The sequence below is a fragment of the Gemmatimonadaceae bacterium genome (assembly GCA_035633115.1).
GTDB lineage: Bacteria > Gemmatimonadota > Gemmatimonadetes > Gemmatimonadales > Gemmatimonadaceae > UBA4720.
The window spans coordinates 54227-70111 of the sequence record DASQFN010000031.1 but is presented as its reverse complement, the minus strand read 5'-3'; the positions used below and the strand labels follow the sequence as shown (position 1 = coordinate 70111).

At 62.4% G+C, this 15885-nt stretch carries 19 protein-coding genes; 10 read left to right on the top strand and 9 right to left on the bottom strand.

Features of this window, described 5'->3' with window-relative positions:
- Positions 1-55: 55 nt before the first annotated feature.
- From VES88_03285 to VES88_03265, 5 genes are all read right to left on the bottom strand, one after another.
- Complete coding sequence (locus tag VES88_03285) at positions 56-379, bottom strand: hypothetical protein (GenBank protein HYN80499.1); 324 nt, start codon at positions 377-379, stop codon at positions 56-58.
- A 67-nt stretch (positions 380-446) separates the two neighbouring features.
- The gene (locus VES88_03280; GenBank protein HYN80498.1) at positions 447-806 is read right to left on the bottom strand and encodes a type II toxin-antitoxin system VapC family toxin; all 360 of its coding nucleotides are present in this window, start codon (positions 804-806) and stop codon (positions 447-449) included.
- Positions 799-1017, bottom strand: coding sequence for a type II toxin-antitoxin system prevent-host-death family antitoxin (locus tag VES88_03275; protein ID HYN80497.1), 219 nt, complete (start codon positions 1015-1017; stop codon positions 799-801). The genes VES88_03280 and VES88_03275 overlap by 8 nt, the downstream gene beginning before the upstream one ends.
- A gap of 101 nt (positions 1018-1118) precedes the next feature.
- Positions 1119-3008 (bottom strand): hypothetical protein, encoded by a 1890-nt coding sequence (locus tag VES88_03270; protein ID HYN80496.1) that lies wholly within the window; start codon positions 3006-3008, stop codon positions 1119-1121.
- Positions 3005-3652, bottom strand: a complete 648-nt coding sequence (locus VES88_03265; GenBank protein ID HYN80495.1) for a DUF305 domain-containing protein — start codon at positions 3650-3652, stop codon at positions 3005-3007. The genes VES88_03270 and VES88_03265 overlap by 4 nt, the downstream gene beginning before the upstream one ends.
- A gap of 209 nt (positions 3653-3861) precedes the next feature.
- Between VES88_03265 and VES88_03260 the strand changes: the two genes are divergently transcribed.
- Complete coding sequence (locus VES88_03260; protein HYN80494.1) at positions 3862-4383, top strand: hypothetical protein; 522 nt, start codon at positions 3862-3864, stop codon at positions 4381-4383.
- A 17-nt stretch (positions 4384-4400) separates the two neighbouring features.
- Here VES88_03260 and VES88_03255 read toward each other — a convergent pair whose 3' ends face one another.
- Together VES88_03255 and VES88_03250 are read right to left on the bottom strand one after the other, a co-directional pair.
- Positions 4401-5465, bottom strand: coding sequence for a beta-N-acetylglucosaminidase domain-containing protein (locus tag VES88_03255; GenBank protein HYN80493.1), 1065 nt, complete (start codon positions 5463-5465; stop codon positions 4401-4403).
- Positions 5462-5986, bottom strand: coding sequence for an endonuclease/exonuclease/phosphatase family protein (locus tag VES88_03250; protein HYN80492.1), 525 nt, complete (start codon positions 5984-5986; stop codon positions 5462-5464). The genes VES88_03255 and VES88_03250 overlap by 4 nt, the downstream gene beginning before the upstream one ends.
- Positions 5987-6093: 107 nt before the next feature.
- On the opposite strand from VES88_03250, the gene VES88_03245 reads away from it, so the two are divergent.
- The 7 genes from VES88_03245 (at position 6094) to VES88_03215 (ending at position 9679) form a co-directional block, all read left to right on the top strand.
- Positions 6094-6375, top strand: coding sequence for a hypothetical protein (locus VES88_03245; GenBank protein ID HYN80491.1), 282 nt, complete (start codon positions 6094-6096; stop codon positions 6373-6375).
- 5 nt (positions 6376-6380) lie between these two features.
- A complete protein-coding gene (locus VES88_03240) occupies positions 6381-7079 on the top strand; it encodes a DNA alkylation repair protein (GenBank protein ID HYN80490.1) in 699 nt (232 codons plus the stop codon).
- Positions 7080-7083: 4 nt separating this feature from the next.
- Positions 7084-7266: a hypothetical protein gene (locus VES88_03235; protein ID HYN80489.1), complete on the top strand. Its 183-nt coding sequence runs from the start codon at positions 7084-7086 to the stop codon at positions 7264-7266.
- Complete coding sequence (locus VES88_03230; protein ID HYN80488.1) at positions 7263-7472, top strand: hypothetical protein; 210 nt, start codon at positions 7263-7265, stop codon at positions 7470-7472. Before VES88_03235 ends, VES88_03230 begins: the two co-directional genes overlap by 4 nt.
- An 87-nt stretch (positions 7473-7559) precedes the next feature.
- Entirely contained in the window at positions 7560-7748 is a 189-nt protein-coding gene (locus VES88_03225) for a hypothetical protein (protein HYN80487.1), read from the top strand.
- The gene (locus VES88_03220) at positions 7745-9106 is read left to right on the top strand and encodes an MFS transporter (GenBank protein HYN80486.1); all 1362 of its coding nucleotides are present in this window, start codon (positions 7745-7747) and stop codon (positions 9104-9106) included. Before VES88_03225 ends, VES88_03220 begins: the two co-directional genes overlap by 4 nt.
- 30 nt (positions 9107-9136) lie before the next feature.
- Entirely contained in the window at positions 9137-9679 is a 543-nt protein-coding gene (locus VES88_03215) for a DinB family protein (protein HYN80485.1), read from the top strand.
- Positions 9680-9882: 203 nt separating this feature from the next.
- On the opposite strand, the gene VES88_03210 is transcribed toward VES88_03215, so the two are convergent.
- Together VES88_03210 and VES88_03205 are read right to left on the bottom strand one after the other, a co-directional pair.
- Entirely contained in the window at positions 9883-12561 is a 2679-nt protein-coding gene (locus tag VES88_03210) for a protein kinase (GenBank protein ID HYN80484.1), read from the bottom strand.
- Positions 12558-13772, bottom strand: a complete 1215-nt coding sequence (locus tag VES88_03205; protein ID HYN80483.1) for a hypothetical protein — start codon at positions 13770-13772, stop codon at positions 12558-12560. Before VES88_03205 ends, VES88_03210 begins: the two co-directional genes overlap by 4 nt.
- A 150-nt stretch (positions 13773-13922) precedes the next feature.
- On the opposite strand from VES88_03205, the gene VES88_03200 reads away from it, so the two are divergent.
- On the top strand, positions 13923-14897 hold the full coding sequence (locus VES88_03200) for an acetamidase/formamidase family protein (GenBank protein HYN80482.1): 975 nt from the start codon (positions 13923-13925) through the stop codon (positions 14895-14897).
- A 14-nt stretch (positions 14898-14911) separates the two neighbouring features.
- On the top strand, positions 14912-15835 hold the full coding sequence (locus VES88_03195) for a metal-dependent hydrolase (GenBank protein ID HYN80481.1): 924 nt from the start codon (positions 14912-14914) through the stop codon (positions 15833-15835).
- Positions 15836-15885: the final 50 nt, after the last annotated feature.

Below are 15885 nucleotides of genomic sequence, written 5' to 3'. Positions count from 1 at the left end.
TCCTCGTCGTGGACAAAGCGAAGTTTCCGAGCGATACGATCTCGACGCATCTCATTCACCCGCCTGGCGTGGCGGCGCTAAGAAGATGGGGACTCAAAGACGAGCTTGTCGCGACGGGATGCCCGCCGATCGACACGTACATGTTCGACCTGACGAGCGTCCGGGGCATCCGCATGAGCTGCTCCAAGTCGCCGCCGCTGGCGGGCAGTCGCGCGTCATCGGTACCGTTCGGGACACGAGCCGGCCGCGGGTCAGTCCGGACGGCCGCCGCGTTCTGGTGTCGAGTGGCGAGTCGCGCTCCGAGGTATGGATGGCGGAGAATCTCCTTCCGCGAGCGGGCAGGTAGTCCCGTAGTCCCCGCAAAAGGAAGAGTGGCCATGATCGATCGTATTTTCGATCCCGACGGGAGCCGTCAGGTCATCGACGTATGGATCAGGCGGCGACGTTCATGCGATAGGCACCATCCGCGACTTCCGGATCCGGCGGTCCCGCGTCAGCAACGGGACTTTGTGGACGACACTCGTGGCGGCAATCAGCTCGTCGGCAGGATCGCCGCTGAAATCGAGGCGCGTGGACTGGATGCTGACAGCGAGGTCGATCGGCCAGACGTGGAGCGCGGACAGCGTCCGCACAACTTCAGCGTGCTCGAGATCCAGGGCAACCCGGCCGAGCTGAACAAGCTTCGCCAGTTCCCAGAGCACGATGGCGGAGATGCTCCACGTATTTCCAGCGAGCAGGCGCCGCTCCTTTGCGGACACCTCCCCGGCAAGGGCAAAAACCAGGACGTGGGTGTCGAGATTAATCACCTGCGTCCCACTTCTGTCCCGTCGTCTGGATGTCGCCGCTCACATGGATTCGACCACGCAGAGCGCCAATAAGATCGGCGGAAGCCCGCTCGATGGGCAGCAGCTTCGCGACAGGCTTGCCGTGTTTCGTGATCACGATGCCGTCGCGCTCGAGGCGATCCAGGATCGACAGGCATTGCTCTTTGAACTTTGCGGCGGCCACTCGCTTCATGGACGCAATATATGACTAGTCGTAGATTATGTCCATAACACCAAATGAAGGATCGACAGCTTGCAACATTGCGTCCAGCAAGGTAGTCCCGTATCCCCTTTTTAAGGGGAGGACGCGATCCGAGTGTTAGCCAGTTTCATCACCACGGCTGTCATCAACCGGACGCGAGGCGCGTCGGTCGCCACTTCCGCGTCGCGCTCGAGCTGCGCTATGAGCTGCGTCAGCGCCGCGCGCCGCTGCGTGCTGGTCGCCTTTTCGGCTCGAGTCAGCTCGCGCGCGATGGCCGCTGACCGTTCGCTAGCGATGCCGTTGTTACGAATGAGCTGGTCGAGGTACGCGCGAGCGACCGCGAAGCTCGGCGGCCAGACGAGCTTCGGCTGCGTTTGAACATTCAGGTAAGCGAACCGCACCGACTGCGCGGCGTCGATCTCGTTCTGCGACAGCAACGCGCTGGGCCTCAAGCGGAACAGGTCGAGGCCGCGCGATATCTCGGAACCGACGATGTATCCGTTGTACCAGTAGGCGGACCAGTACCCGCCGTCCACGTGCTTCGTCGAATCCATCGGACCCCGGTCGAAGTACGCTATCTCCCTCGGGCGCTCCGCGTCGGTCCACTCGAAAACCGAGATGCCGCCCTGGTACCACGCCTGCACCATGATGTCACGCCCCGGAACCGGAATCAGCGAGCCATTGTGTGCAACGCAGTTCTCGAACGCCGTTTGTGCAGCAGGCAGCTTGTAGTAGCTCTTGAACGTCATCTGGTTGCCGGCGAGCGTGAAAATCGCGTTCGCGCCCCACTCCGGCTTGTCCGTCGCACGACACCGCGGTTGTCTGCCGCCCCCCCACTCGTCGGTGAAGAGAACCTTCGAGCCGTCGTTGTTGAACGTCGCCGAGTGCCAGAAGGAAAAATTCGAGTCGGCGGCGGCAGCAATGCGCTTCGGGTTTACAACATCGCGGATGTCGAGAAGGAGCCCGTACCCGCGGCACGCACCACCAGCCAGCCCTATCGCCGGATAGACCGTGATGTCGTGGCATTGCGTTGGCCCTCTCGAAGCCATAGCGGCGGAGTCTTCGTGCAGGAGGCTCGCCGGCGCGGTGGTATCGGCCGGAGCCCCCGCGGCTGCGGCCCGTGCGGCGGCACGAGCCGCTTTGTCGGCGGCAGTCTCGTCATGCCTTGCCACGGGAGGAAGATTATCGAAAATCCGCGGCGAGCTTACGATCGTTGCCTGCTCGGGGTGCGCCATCGGTACCCGAACCACCTCGATGCGGAAGAGACTGCTATTCGGATCCTGCTCGGGAAGCAGAGCGGAGCACCCCGCGAGCTCGCTGGGCGAGCGAATCCTCGACGCGCCGGAGACATAGACATAGATGTTCGCGCTGTCCTTGAGATCGGGGACGATTGTATGCGTGTGCGATCCGCGGCACGTTTGCACGGTCGCCATGTATCTGGGCTTGCCCATGTCGGTGATGTCGAAGATGCGAATTCCCCGAGCCCGATCCTTACTGACGGTGTCGGCTATCCCCTGCATGCCACAATCGACACGCGCGTTCGTAGCTTCAGACGACACGAACATCAGATTGCGATGGACGGAGACGTCGCTCTGCGAGCCAGGACATACGTAGGCGATGTGCAGGCGCGGCTTCCGCGGATTTGAGATGTCCCACACCTGGTAGCCGCTGTAGTTGCCCTGTATCGCGTAGTGGCCGGCGAACGCCAGATCCGAGTTGACGAGTCTGCGGTCTCCCGGCGTCGTGAGATTGATGAACTTCTCCGACGGCGGAGTCTTCGAGACCACCTCGAGATTCCAGATCGCTTCGCCGGCATTCATCCATCCGGCGCGGAGTCCGATGCGCGGGTCCGGGCTCGGCGGCGTCGCTGACATGTTGGGCGCCGGCGAGGGTGCCGAGCCTCCGGGCGCCGACGGAGTGCACGCCGCTGCGGACAGGCAGGCGAAACCGAGCGATAGAGAAACGACGATTCTGGGTTTCATGGATTCCGTCCGGAGAGGGAGAGCGCGCGAAGCATGCCGCGCATGCGCTCTATCTCTGTATTCTGGTCGATCTCCACGTCCGAAGCAAACTGGAACACGTTCGATTCCTGCGCAGCGCCCTGGCTCGAGAAAAGCCGGTCGACCATTGTGAGCGCTCCCTCGTGATGCTTGATCATGAATGTCAGGAACAATCGGTCGAATTCCGGGCCACGCGCCGCCGAAAGCTGCGTCAGCTGCGCCGCCGTCAGCATCCCGGGCATGAGCTCCGAGCCCGACGCTCCGGGTTTTGGCATCTGATGACCGCCCATGTCGTGCCGAGCGTCGATTTCCGGAACCGTCTCGTTTCTCTCGCGAAGCCACCGCTGCATGAACGCGATGTCGTCCTGTTGGGAAACGTCAATTCGCCCGGCGAGTATCTTGACGTCCTGGCGAGCGGCATGTGTGGATGCCAGCGACGTCATCACGATGGCCTGTGCGTGATGCCTGATCATGCCCTGCATGAACTGGACGTCGGCCGGCGTATATGGCGGGCGGCCACGGTCCGCCCTCGCTTGCTCGGCGGGGGTGGGGGCTGCGGCTTCCGCTGGCGCTTGGCGGGTCGTCGTGCATGCCGTAACGGCGAGACTGGCGACGATGCCGGCCAAAACTGTTGACCGAGACGATATGTTCATAGCCGTGTGTTCTCGGTACGATGGCCGTAGCTTCGCGAAACTAACGGATTGCCTGCGTTATCCATTGCAAGCGCAGGGCCGTCTGGCGACGTTGGTTTGATGCCCGATTGCGTCATTTGCCACGCGAACGACGTGGAAAGATTCTTTCAGATGGCCGCCGCAGGTGTGAATGGAGCGACCCGATGAGCTTCGATCTTCTCCTCGTGCGTATGCCTCCAGAGGCCTCCAAAAGGGAGATCCGCGCAGCTGCCGCTGCGGCGGTGAAAGCCAACCCTTCGGATAGGCCCCCGGATTCGCAGATCGAAGCGCGCAAGCGCGCGGTAGCCGACGCGATGCTCGTCATATTTCCCGAGCTGGAGGAAAGGCAGCTCGACTACGCTAAGATCGCTCGATCCCAGGGTATCACTGAGAATGAAGCTCGCGCGCGCACCCGCTGGATCTCACTTTACGGACCCGAGGACGGCTTCCGCGTCGAGATCGATCTGTACGACACGTGGGCGAGCATCTCCATGCCGCATGGCCGGGGCGAAAACACCGAAGCCGAGATGGACGAGCTGTGGAGCTATCTGGAGGCTCTCGTGACCGAAGGAGGTTTCGTGGTCTATGATGCGCAGCGCAGAAAGGTGGTCGATGTTGCCGCCGGCCCAAAGGGAGATCGTGCTTCGCCCTCTGCTGCGAAGAGGCCGTGGTGGCGGTTCTGGTGAAACTCCATCGTCGAACTCTACTGAGTCTGAACGATCTCGTCGGTGATGCGATAAGCACCGTCGAGCCACGCGATGATCTCGCGTGCTCCATTGTGGTCTACGCCGGCGTAACGCTGGCGGAGCAGGGCCGCTTTTTCGCCCAGCCGGTCGAGGCCGATGTCCTGGAGCGTCAGGAGATCCTCGCGTACGAGCCGTCCGAGATCTTCACCCAGCACATCGACCGCCGCTTTCCGGAAGGAATCTCCGTACTGGTACGCGTCGCCGAGGCGATAGCTGTCGGCAAGCGTAATCGCGGGAACGCGGGTAAGCGTCGGCTGGAGCGCCGGGTTGATTCCATGCGCCGCGATCGTCTCCTTCAGTGACGAAGGGCGCCCGGTAAATCCGCGCAGATGCATGTACTGCGACATGCGCTGCCCGTCGTTCACAGGATAGTTGTCCCAGAGAAACGGCTTTCGCTGCAGCTGCTGCGTCACGCGCTCGACGTGCCCCGGCGAGAATTGTCTGGAGATGACCTCCTCCCCCGTCCAGAAAATCTCGATCTCCGGATCGAGATCGGCGCCCATCTCCTCGACGTATCCCTTGGGGCGCGCACCGAAGACGCGGTCGAGGACCGGATCGTCCGAGTAATACGTCGGGCAGACGATCATCCGCGTTGCGGCCGTGCGCTCCCGCGCCCAGTGAATGATCTCGATCTGCCGCTTGGCGAGTTCGGGCGAGTCGCCGCGCATGTCATCGAAAAGAATCGCGAGATCGGGAACGGAAAGGTCGTCGAAGAAAGCGAGCTTGCGGGCGAGGGTGTCCCGCGCCGCATCGTTGAAGTCGTCGTAGAGCTCGTACGGGCTCAACCCGATGCCGAAGCGCACGCCTGCGTCGCGACACTTGCTCGACAGAGTTCGCAAGCGCTCCGCGAGATGATCGGGGTGAAGCTCCTGCCATCGCCGGCGCAGGTAAGGGTCCGCTTTGGGCGCGTACAGATAGAACCGGTAGCCGCGCGGGGCGAGCCACGACACGGTTTCCTCCCGCTCTTCCCATGTCCACGGCTTTCCGTAGAAGCCTTCGATGATGCCGAGCTCGGGAGTCACTTTTTGTCGTCCTGGGTTGAATGGGTCATGCTGCGACGCGGCGCGTCGCTCCCGAAAATCGCAATTGCCGCAATAGCGGTCCGGTGGGTACGAGCGTAGCGTGACACATGCGGCAGCACGATCTTCCTGTCTTCGACGATTGGCCATCGCGAGAGGACGGCATTCCCGAAATCGCGCTGAGTTCTCATCGAGAAAATCGCCGGGTAGTACACGTACCAGAAGCCGAGCGCATCGGCGACGCGACGGGTGCTTCGCGCGTCCATCTCCTGCAGGAGGATCACGTCGGCATCGCGAAGGGCGGGATTGGATTTCAGGAGCGCGATGGCGCTGTCTGCGCGCCGGCCGAATGCTATGTTGAACGACACTACGCGAACCGTATCGCCCTTCGCTGGCCGGCCCGGCCGATCGATGGCGGGTCTGCCCGCGTATCTCGGGCCTTCGGTGTCGGGGTAGTTGCGTCCAGTGCGGCATCCGGCGAGGAGACTCGCGGCTAACAGCAGGTACGCGAAGCGTGGCGGCATATTGAACCAAAGATACTGGGGTAACCTCCTACCGCGGACTGCGGCGAACTTCCGGCGCGTCGGCGGGCGGGTACTCCAAGACGCGTCTGCACGCGCACCAGACTGAAATGAGGACTTTGATCTTCTACGCCGCCCTCGTCCTCCTTGGCTACCTGATCGGACGATTCACCGCGCCCAAAGAGCGAACAACGGTGGTCTACAAGCCCGCCGCGCGAAGCAGAGAAGGCTCAGCAGGAACCGAAGTCGCTGAGGTCGACGCGGAAATCGAAGCCGCGATCCGATCCGGTCGGAAGATTGACGCGATCAGACTGTATCGTGAGACATACGGCACTGACCTCAAGTCGGCGAAAGAAGCAGTGGAGGCGCTGCAATCGCGGCTGGGTGAGTGACCTCCATGCGAAGTGAGTCAGGAAAAATCGTCGACAGGTTTCTTCGCGACCTCAGGGAAGTCCGCACGCGAACAGTGCCTGCGCTCCGGCCCATTCGTCGGAAATGGTCGAAGGAGCTCAGGTCCGCTTCGCCAGACGAGGTTCTGAGAGTCGCTCACGATATTCTTGCCAGCGGCGAAGCAGAATTCCGATTCATCGCTTACGAGCTCATCCACTTTCACAAACCGGCGAGGACATCCCTGCGCAAGGGGGATGTAGAGGCGCTCGCTCACGGAATGCAATCGTGGGACGCCGTTGACGCCTTTTCGTATTACATCAGCGGTCCCGCATGGCGTGACGGTCAAATACCGGACGAGACGATCTCGGAGTGGGCGAGCTCAAAGAACCGGTGGTGGCGCCGAGCTGCACTGGCGAGCACGATTCCGCTCGCGCGGAGGCACTCCCTTGATGCAGGGGACATCGAACGCGTGCTGGCCGTGTGTGCATCACTCGTCGCAGATCGCGACGATATGGTCGTGAAGGCAATGTCATGGGCGCTGCGCGAGGTCGCCCGGCAGGATCCGCCCGCAGCAACCAGATTTATCGGCGCCTACGGTGATTCGCTCGCGCCGCGGGTGTTGCGCGAGGTGCGGAACAAGTTGCAGACCGGACTCAAGAACCCCAGAAAACGCAGCACGGATGTGAAACTGGTGCGGAGGGTTTGATACGGTGCTCATGCTGCTTCGCCACCTGCTCGCGGTGGCCGTGTTCCCGTTCGTCATGGCGGTGGTGATCCCCGTGTGGCTCGCGCGGCGGGATCACGTGACACTTTCGCTCGCCGAAACGGTTCCGCTGCTCCTCGTGCAGGTGGTGGGAGGCCTCGTTCTCGTGATCGGGATCATTCCGGGGTGATACTCATTCTCCTTGGCGAGGCACTCGTTCTACTGTCGACTTCGCACTTGTGGTGGGTGCTGATCTTTTTCGGAATCAACGCGGTCTACATTCCTCTTCTCGAGGAGCCCCAGCTGGAGAGTCGTTTCGGTGATTCTTACACAGAGTATCGCCGCCATGTCCCGAGACTGATACCGCGGCTCAGTCCATGGCAGGCCGACGCGTGACGACCTTACGCGTGACGGAACGCGGTCCACTTGCCGCGACGCCCGTCCGTCGGCACCATCTTGTCCACACATTTCTCCGAGCATCCCATGAATCGACACTGTCTGGCGGCAATGACTGCGGCGATGCTGATGTCACTCGTCCCGTCATCAGGCGGAGCACAAGGTCGTCCGGACCCGGCAGCGATAATAGCGGCACAGCGAGAGGCAATGGTGCCGCTCGCGGCGATGGACGGTGTATGGCGCGGGCCCGCGTGGACGATTCTCGAGAAACGATGACGGCAAATCGGGCCTCGACGGACAACGGCTCTTCGCAAAGCCCGCTTCTGCGGAAGCTCGGCCTGCACCGTCGCGAGCTGCGCGCATGGGCGATGTACGATTGGGCGGCATCGTCCGCGCAGACCACGATAGCCGTCGCGGTATTTCCGATTTTTTTCCTCGAAGTCGCCGGTGCCGGCCGCCCGCAGGCCGAAGGGCTGTCGTACTGGTCGATAGCCAACGGCATCGGCCTCGCCATCAGCACCGTCCTCTCTCCAATACTCGGCACTATATCCGACTACGCCGCGGTGAAAAAGCGTATGCTCGGTTTCTTCATGGGTGTCGGAGTCTCTGCGTGCTCTCTCATGTACCTGATTCAGAGCGGGCAGCTCATGCTCGCTTCGATTCTCTTCATCTTCGCGAACGTCGGAATGCAGGGGAGCTACGTGTTCTACGAGTCGCTGCTTCCGCACGTAGCGAGAGAGGACGAGATGGACCGCGTCTCTACCGCCGCCTACGCCATTGGTTACATCGGCGGCGGAATTCTGCTGGCGCTCAACCTGGCGTGGATCACCAAGCCGGCGCTTTTCGGTCTGCCGGCGACGGGAACCGTTCCAGTCCGCCTCGCTTTTCTATCTGTCGCGATATGGTGGCTTCTCTTTTCGATTCCGATTCTCCGAGTCGTGAAGGAGCCGCCGGTGAAGCTGGAGGCGGATGAGCAGCGGGGGCTGAATCCCGTCAAGGTTGCATTCCAGAGGCTGGCCGAGACGTTCCAGGCGCTACGCGGATACAAGCAGGCTTTCCTGATGCTGATCGCGTATCTCATTTACAGCGACGGGATCGGAACGATCACCCGCATGGCCGCGACATACGGAACCGAGCTGGGGATTCCCCGGAGCTCGCTCATTACCGCAATCCTGCTCGTTCAGTTCATCGGGATTCCGTTCACATTTGCGTTCGGAATGCTTGCCGGCAGGCTGGGCACCAAGCCGGCAATCTTTGTCGGCCTGACCGTCTACGCTATCATCAGCATTTTCGGCTACTACATGAAGACGGCGACGCATTTCTACATCCTCGCGCTTCTCGTTGGAACGGTGCAGGGCGGCACGCAGGCGCTCAGCAGATCGCTTTTCGCGAGCATCATTCCGGCTTACAAGTCGGGCGAGTTCTTCGGGTTCTTCAGTGTCTTCAGCCGTTTCGCCGGAATACTAGGCTCGCTCCTTTTCGGTGTCATCGTCGCGCGCACTGGAACGATGCGCCCGGCGATTCTAGCGGTCATCTCGTTCTTCATAGTCGGCGGGTTCCTGCTCTACTTCGTGAACGTGGACGAAGGCCAGCGCAAAGCCCGGGAAGAGGAAGCGAAGGCGAGAGTCGCATAACCGCTTTAGCAAGCAGGGAGCAACTACGGTATGTCCGAGTTTTCAAATCCAGCGTCTGCCGGCGGGGCTGCCGCGGCGTCGTATACCGCCTCCCTTCTCGAGCTGCTGAACGGCCGGGATCCGCTGGAAGCAATGCGCGAAATGCCCTCGAAGCTCGCCGCTGCTGTACAGAATGTCTCGCCGAATCTGCTCGGCGAGCCCGAAGCGCCCGGCAAGTGGTCCATCCGGCAAGTGGTGCAGCACCTCGCGGATTCCGAGCTTGTCGGAAGCGGACGCTTCCGCATGGTATTGGCAGAGGAACGCCCGGCGTTAGCCGCCTACGATCAGGATGCATGGTCGGACCGGCTGCATTACTCGGAAGCGAATGTCGACGAGTCGCTCGCGGACTTCACGAGTCTTCGCCGCGCTAACTTGCGACTTTTCGAGCGAACCAGTGACGCGGATCGAGCGCGAGTCGGCGTGCATTCCGAGCGCGGCGAGGAATCACTGGCACTGATGATGAAGCTTTACGCGGCGCACGATCTCGTGCACTTGCGACAAATCGAGCGAATACGCGGCGCCCTCGAGCGCTAAAAGAGACAGGAAACCACGTTACGGAGAACGGGCGTTTGGCGTTTCCGCGTCCTTCTCCGGCCGTTCACCGCGTAAAAAACGTCTTCCGCCGCGCGGCGACTGGCACGCTCCCGTCCTCACCCTATGATGACACCAGGGCAATGCAGTACCACCGTGGCGGGGCGCGTGGTGGCGCGTCCCCGTCGCGGGCGGCCCTCCTCCCTTTACTTCTGTTGTTTGCTGAGCTTTGCCCGAACCTCGGCGAGCCAGTTGTGAACCACCATCACCTGCGCTTCCTGCGTGGGCTTGAGCAGCAACAGCTTCGAGCCGTCGAGCGAGACGTCGTAGTTCGCATGGAACGGAGCGCGCAGAAAACTGTCCTCGAACAACGACTCGCGCGACGTAACCGAGAACGATGGAGCGGTACTCACGTTCGCGGCCACGAAATGCTGGTCGTCTCTGTAAAAAAGACGGCGGCCGTCGCGTGACCATACCGGCTCTCTGCCGCCGCCGATCGATACCTGAGTCCGAGCGCCCGTAGGAAAAGGCTGCACGATGACCTGGTCGCGCCCTGATTCCTCCGAAACGTAGGCAACCCACCGGCCGTCCGGAGACACGCGCCCCATGCTCTCGATGCCGGGGCTGTTCGCGATCGGCCTGGGCAGCGTATCGCCGGCGAGTTGTCGATACATGACGTCGGCGCCGGCCGTATCGAGCTGATAAACGATTCCCCCGGCGTCAGGGGTCATGACAGCTTCGAAGTAATCTTCGCGGTCGCTCGAGAGAAGCGGCGCTTCGCGCTCACTCAGATCAGCCGGCCGCCACCAGATGGATGCCCTTTTTTCTTTCGATGTGCGATACAATACCCGCTTTCCGTCAGGCGTCCACTCGGGCCGCTCGTTGACGGACCCGTCATCTGCGGCAGTAAGTCTCGTCGATGTTCCGCTCGGAATATCATACACCCAGATATCCCGCTGGCCGGGCGACGCGATCGTCAGTGCGATCTTTCGTCCGTCTGGGGAAAACCGCGGGTATGCGTAGGCTCGGGCTTCCGCTACAAGAGGCTGAATCGTACCGCGATGATCAGCAAGGACGACCGAGACCGGAGCGAGTCCACTCGCATATACGAGTGAGCCGGTCGTCGAGAGAGCAGCTTGCGCAGAACCGGTCGTCTGATTGACCTCGACATCAGAGAGCACGGGTGTCGATGTTCCCGTGATACGCTTGCTCGACGCGTCATAGGGTACCGCCATCACCGTTCCTTCAGCCGTCGCGTAGATCAGCAGTCCGTCGGCGACGCCGAGCGCGTGGATTCCGGGCACGTCGAGAAGAGTACATTTTCCCGTTTTGAGCGATGCGGCCCCCAGTCTCGCAGTAGCGTTGTTCTGGCTTGTGAAGCTGGTAAAGAGCACGGTCTCCCCATCCGGCAACGCCAGTGGAAGAGCTTCTATCAGCGTTCCGGGGCGCGATGGAGCGCGGCAGATCTTACGTGACGCGCCGCCGTTCTCCGGGAAAGCCAGCAGGCCGCCACTCACCATCGAGTATATGAATTCCCCGTGACCGCTCCAGGCTGCACCACCGTAAAGGCCGGGCATCGCTGCCACGGAGAGCGCCGTCCCGCCATCGATGGCGACCTTTCGCAAACGGCCGCCGGCAACAAACCCGAGCCATTTGCCGTCGGGCGAAAAGAAGACCGTGAATGCACCCTCGGTGCCCGGCAACGGCCGAGCTACAGGGTCATTGAGCGATCTCGCATAGATCTGCTGCTCGCCGCGGGAGCCCCGCCCAATGAATGCGATGAGGCTCCCGTCAGGTGACATCGCCAGAGATTGTATCGTTGTCTGGAGATAGCTTGGGCCGCCCGGCAGCGTGAGTGGAAACTTTACGGTGGTCTGGTCCGCCGGAGCACGCCCCGTGGCCCACATACCAACGCCAAATGCGGTTCCAGCGAGAGCCAGTGTTGCGAGGCCGAGTATAAGTGGATCCCTCAGCCGCCATTTCCAGCCGACACGAGATGATGTGTCGGTCGTGGGCGATGTTCGGGCGCCGCTCCTCGTGGCGGAACTGACTGCTTTGCCTTCAATGGCGTCTGAGAATTCGCGCGCAGTCGCCCACCGATCGGCGGGGAGCTTCTCCAATGCGCGCTCGACAGCCCACGTCACGTGCTCGGGCACGTTTGGTCGGCCGACCCGAATGTTCCGTGGTCGCTCCGTCAACACGCGTGCAATGATCGCCTGCACTGTGTTCCCCGTGTGCGGTGGCTCACCGGTGAGCATCTCATAAGCCACTGCGCCCAGCGAATAAATGTCTGTCCGCGCATCGATCGTTCGCTCACCGGTTGCCTGCTCGGGACTCATGTACTGCGGTGTGCCGAGTGAGAGCCCGGTCTGGGTGAGGCGCCCGCCGCCTGCTTTCGTGACCGCCAGCGCAATCCCGAAATCCGCGACGATTGCCTGGCCGTCGTGAAGCAGGATGTTCTCCGGCTTGATGTCGCGGTGAATGACGCCGTGCCGGTGTGCGTAATCGAGCGCGCTCGCAACTTCCCGCGTCAGCCGCACCGCATCTTCCACTGGCAGCTGCCGCTCGCGATCGAGGCGGGCGCGAAGAGACTCGCCCTCGATGAACGGCATGACGTAAAACAGCTGCCCCTCTGCCTGGCCGGAATCGAACAGTGCCAGAATGTGCGGATGCTGGAGCGTCGCGGTGACGTGAATCTCGGAGAGGAACCGGTCGGCACCGAGCACCGCAGTGAGCTCGGGGTGCACGACTTTTACCGCGACCTTGCGAAGATGACGCACATCCTCGGCGAGGTAGACGGTCGCCATCCCGCCTTGACCAAGCTCGCGCTCGATTCGGTAGCGGTCGCTGAGCGCGTTGGCGAGCTGCTCGACAGGAGTTGTCACGGGTCTATAGTATACCCCCGGCGACTCGCGCGGGCCGCGCGCAGCACGGACCATGTCTCGAAATCGCCATCGACGATCTGGTGCGCTGCGATGAGGCGATTCAGTGAGTCCGCAGCCGTCCGTTCGCCGGCTGCCATGCGGGCGTCTGACTCGAGCTGCACGATCGTGATGAGCGAGCGCCAGAAGTACACACCGTGTCGAGCCTCCGCGGCGCGCTGCGCGGCGAGCGCGAAGTCGCCCCGCGTGTAAGCCAGAGCGGCATCCAGCGTGCGTTGAGCCAGCACATAGCTGCGCAGCGCTCGCCCGCGATCCCGCTGCCGAACGAGATCGATAACCGCGCGCACCGTTCTCTCGTCCCCGGAGCGGGCGGCCAGGTCTCCAATGCGCTCCGAAAGCCGCGCGACCGCCGGCGGAGAGAGATCGCGCCGTCGCAACCAGACAAGAGCCTCCCGCGCGTAGCGCCCGCTCGCGTCGCGATCGCCAGCCAGCGCGAGCTCCACCCACCCTTCGTTGACGAGCGCGCGGGGTAGAAACTGCGCCATGTCGTCAGCTCTCAGTGAGTCGAGATTAGCCCGGGCCCCGGCAATGTCGCCTCGCGCCAGATGGGCCAATTGCCGCCGCGACGCACGCAACGATATCAACGATAAGCTGTCTGCCAGCGTGAGCGCAGTTGCCAGGTCGCGACGCTGCAGAGCAGCGTAGAAGCGCGCCTCGACTGACGCTCCAGGATTGCGGCCGGCCACGCGCGCGGCCACGGCGAGAGCGTTCGCGGTGTCTCCCACGGCCAGCCACGAATACATGGCGTTGTTAGTGTTCGGCACCACCGCGGCCGGGTCGAGGTGCATTGCTGTATCAGCTGCCGCTGCGGCTTCTTCGTGACGCCCGAGTGCGCGCAGGGCCCAGGTCCGACCCTCGTAGGCGAGCGCGTCACGCGGCGAAGCGTCGCGGAACAGGTCCCAGTACGCGAGCGCGCTGTCGGGACGATCGCGGACGAGCTGCTCGTGGCGCGCCCGAATTGCGAGCTGCTCCCTGAGCGGAACGGTTCGACTCAGCTCGTAGGCCTTCGTCATGTGGGCCTCGGAATGCTCTTGCTTGTCCAGGAACCAGAGCAAGTCGCCGAGGAGATAGTGCGCGAGCACGAACGTGCTGTCATGGATGACAGCACGTTCCCCGTGCTCCAGTGCATCCAGCCGCAGGCCCCGCGACGCCATTTGGCGTGCGACCGCGTAACTCTTGAGCGACGGCCGAAAGTGGCGCCCGAGCGCACTGTTGCAATTCCTCCCGCGGCCTTTGATTTCTCTCGCCTGTTGAACTGCCCGCCTTAAGCGTGGGCTTCGGCCGCCACACAACCGGATATCCAAATGCGCACCTACGTCATAGTCGCAACAGTTGCACTCGCGGTCGCGCCGGGGACGCCTGTGGCGGCGCAGGATACAGTGACATTCAAGCCCACAGTTGCACAGCCGACGTTCGCCGTACGCGAGCCTGTGCTCCGCATCAAGCCGAACACGGTCCTCATATCCAACACGAACTTCGGGCCGTACTACACGGAGAAAGGAGGCGCCTTCCCCGGGGAAGTAGGCCCTATCTTCATCGAAGGCGCGACGACAAAGGACATCCTCGTCGTGAAGATTCGCCGTCTCCGCCCGAATCACGATCTGGCGGCCTCGCAGCTGTATTCGGATTTCGGTGGGCTTTCCACCGAAAGCCGAGTGCGATTTCTCAACGATCCCATTCCACCGCGGCGGTATGTCTGGCGGATCGACCGGCAACGGAACACGGCCACGACAACGCTTCCCGACAGCCGGCAAAAACAAATCGAGATCGATCTTCGACCCATGCTCGGCAGAGTTGCGGTAGCGCCTGCGGGGCAGGAAGCATTCGAGGGAATCTGGCCCGGTGATTTTGGCGGAAACATGGACGCGCCGGAGGTGCGCGAGGGAACGACAGTCTATCTCCCGATCTTTCACGACGGCGCGTACTTCTATTTCGGCGACGCCCACGCGCGGCAGGGCCACGGTGAGGTCGCAGGCACAGGTCTCGAGACGTCGATGGACGTCACGCTCGAGCTGAGCCTCATCAAGGGAAAGACGATCGACTGGCCGCGGCTCGAGGATGAGAACTACATCATGGTTGTCGGGTCCGCACGGCCGCTCATCGATGCGTTTCGTCTCGCACATGTCGAGCTCATCGAGTGGATGGTCGAGCAGTACGGGTTCGGCAAGTGGGATGCGTACACGCTCGTCGGGCAGGTGGGGGAGAGCACCGTCGCCAACATCGTCGATCCTCTGTACTCCGTGGTGGCGAAATTTCCGAAACGATTTCTGCCGAAGTAGGAGCGCCTCGGAAGTTGGACAACATCTGCCACACGCTCGTCGGGGCGGCGCTTGCTCAGACGGGTCTCAAGCGTCGAACGGGACTCGGCGCGGCGACGCTCATGATCGGCGCGAATTTCCCGGATATCGACATTCTGTCGCTTCCGTTCGGTCGCGCGACCGAGTTTCGGCGCGGCTGGACGCACGGCGTGCTTGCGCTCGTCATGCTTCCGTTCGTGCTCACCGCCATCATGGTGGCGTGGGACAGGTACGCTCGGCGGTCGAGAGGCGTTGAGCGTGCTCCGGTCGTGCCGCGAGAGCTACTCCTCCTCTCAGGGCTAGCAATTCTCACGCATCCGACGCTCGACTGGATGAACTCGTACGGCATGCGCTGGCTGATGCCTTTCAACGGCCGCTGGTTCTATGGTGATTCACTTTTCATCATCGATCCGTGGCTGCTTCTCGTGCTCGGGCTCGGGGTGTGGCTGTCGCGGCGCCGCGAGCGCAGGAGCCATCCAAATGCGTGGCGTCCGGCGCGTGTAGCAGTCGGCGTAACATCCGCTTATGTGATGACGATGCTCGGATTGCAAGCGATCGCCGAGGGGATCGCTCGGCGCGATCTTGCCGGGAGCGGGTGGTTGAGTCAGCCGCTGATGGTCTCAGCGTCTCCCGCCGATCCGGTGCGATGGCGAGTTTACGCGGACGATGGAGCGCGCTATTGGCGGGGAATGGTGTCACTCGCGCCCGGCGTTTCACGGCGGCTGACGTTCGACGAAGTAACGATCGAGAAGAATGCGAACGACCCCGCCGCGGTTGCAGCAGCGCTCAGTGACCCGGGTCGTCGCTTCCTCGACTGGGCGCGGCTGCCGTATTACCGCATCGAGCGGGGCCTGAGTGAAACGAGGGTTGAGATCATCGATGCGCGCTACGGGGCGTCGGTCGAGGTGAAGCTCGATTGACCTGTGGTATAGCTCGGCGCCTCGCTGATATCTCGCCAAGCCCGCAATCC

Excerpts from the sequence above, each read along its gene's own strand:
- VES88_03285 (HYN80499.1), bottom strand. The coding sequence starts at position 379 with ATGGCCACTCTTCCTTTTGCGGGGACTACGGGACTACCTGCCCGCTCG.
- VES88_03275 (HYN80497.1), bottom strand. The coding sequence starts at position 1,017 with ATGAAGCGAGTGGCCGCCGCAAAGTTCAAAGAGCAATGCCTGTCGATC.
- VES88_03270 (HYN80496.1), bottom strand. The coding sequence starts at position 3,008 with ATGAAACCCAGAATCGTCGTTTCTCTATCGCTCGGTTTCGCCTGCCTG.
- VES88_03260 (HYN80494.1), top strand. The coding sequence starts at position 3,862 with ATGAGCTTCGATCTTCTCCTCGTGCGTATGCCTCCAGAGGCCTCCAAA.
- VES88_03250 (HYN80492.1), bottom strand. The coding sequence starts at position 5,986 with ATGCCGCCACGCTTCGCGTACCTGCTGTTAGCCGCGAGTCTCCTCGCC.
- VES88_03245 (HYN80491.1), top strand. The coding sequence starts at position 6,094 with ATGAGGACTTTGATCTTCTACGCCGCCCTCGTCCTCCTTGGCTACCTG.
- VES88_03240 (HYN80490.1), top strand. The coding sequence starts at position 6,381 with ATGCGAAGTGAGTCAGGAAAAATCGTCGACAGGTTTCTTCGCGACCTC.
- VES88_03225 (HYN80487.1), top strand. The coding sequence starts at position 7,560 with ATGAATCGACACTGTCTGGCGGCAATGACTGCGGCGATGCTGATGTCA.
- VES88_03220 (HYN80486.1), top strand. The coding sequence starts at position 7,745 with ATGACGGCAAATCGGGCCTCGACGGACAACGGCTCTTCGCAAAGCCCG.
- VES88_03215 (HYN80485.1), top strand. The coding sequence starts at position 9,137 with ATGTCCGAGTTTTCAAATCCAGCGTCTGCCGGCGGGGCTGCCGCGGCG.
- VES88_03205 (HYN80483.1), bottom strand. The coding sequence starts at position 13,772 with ATGGCGTCGCGGGGCCTGCGGCTGGATGCACTGGAGCACGGGGAACGT.
- VES88_03200 (HYN80482.1), top strand. The coding sequence starts at position 13,923 with ATGCGCACCTACGTCATAGTCGCAACAGTTGCACTCGCGGTCGCGCCG.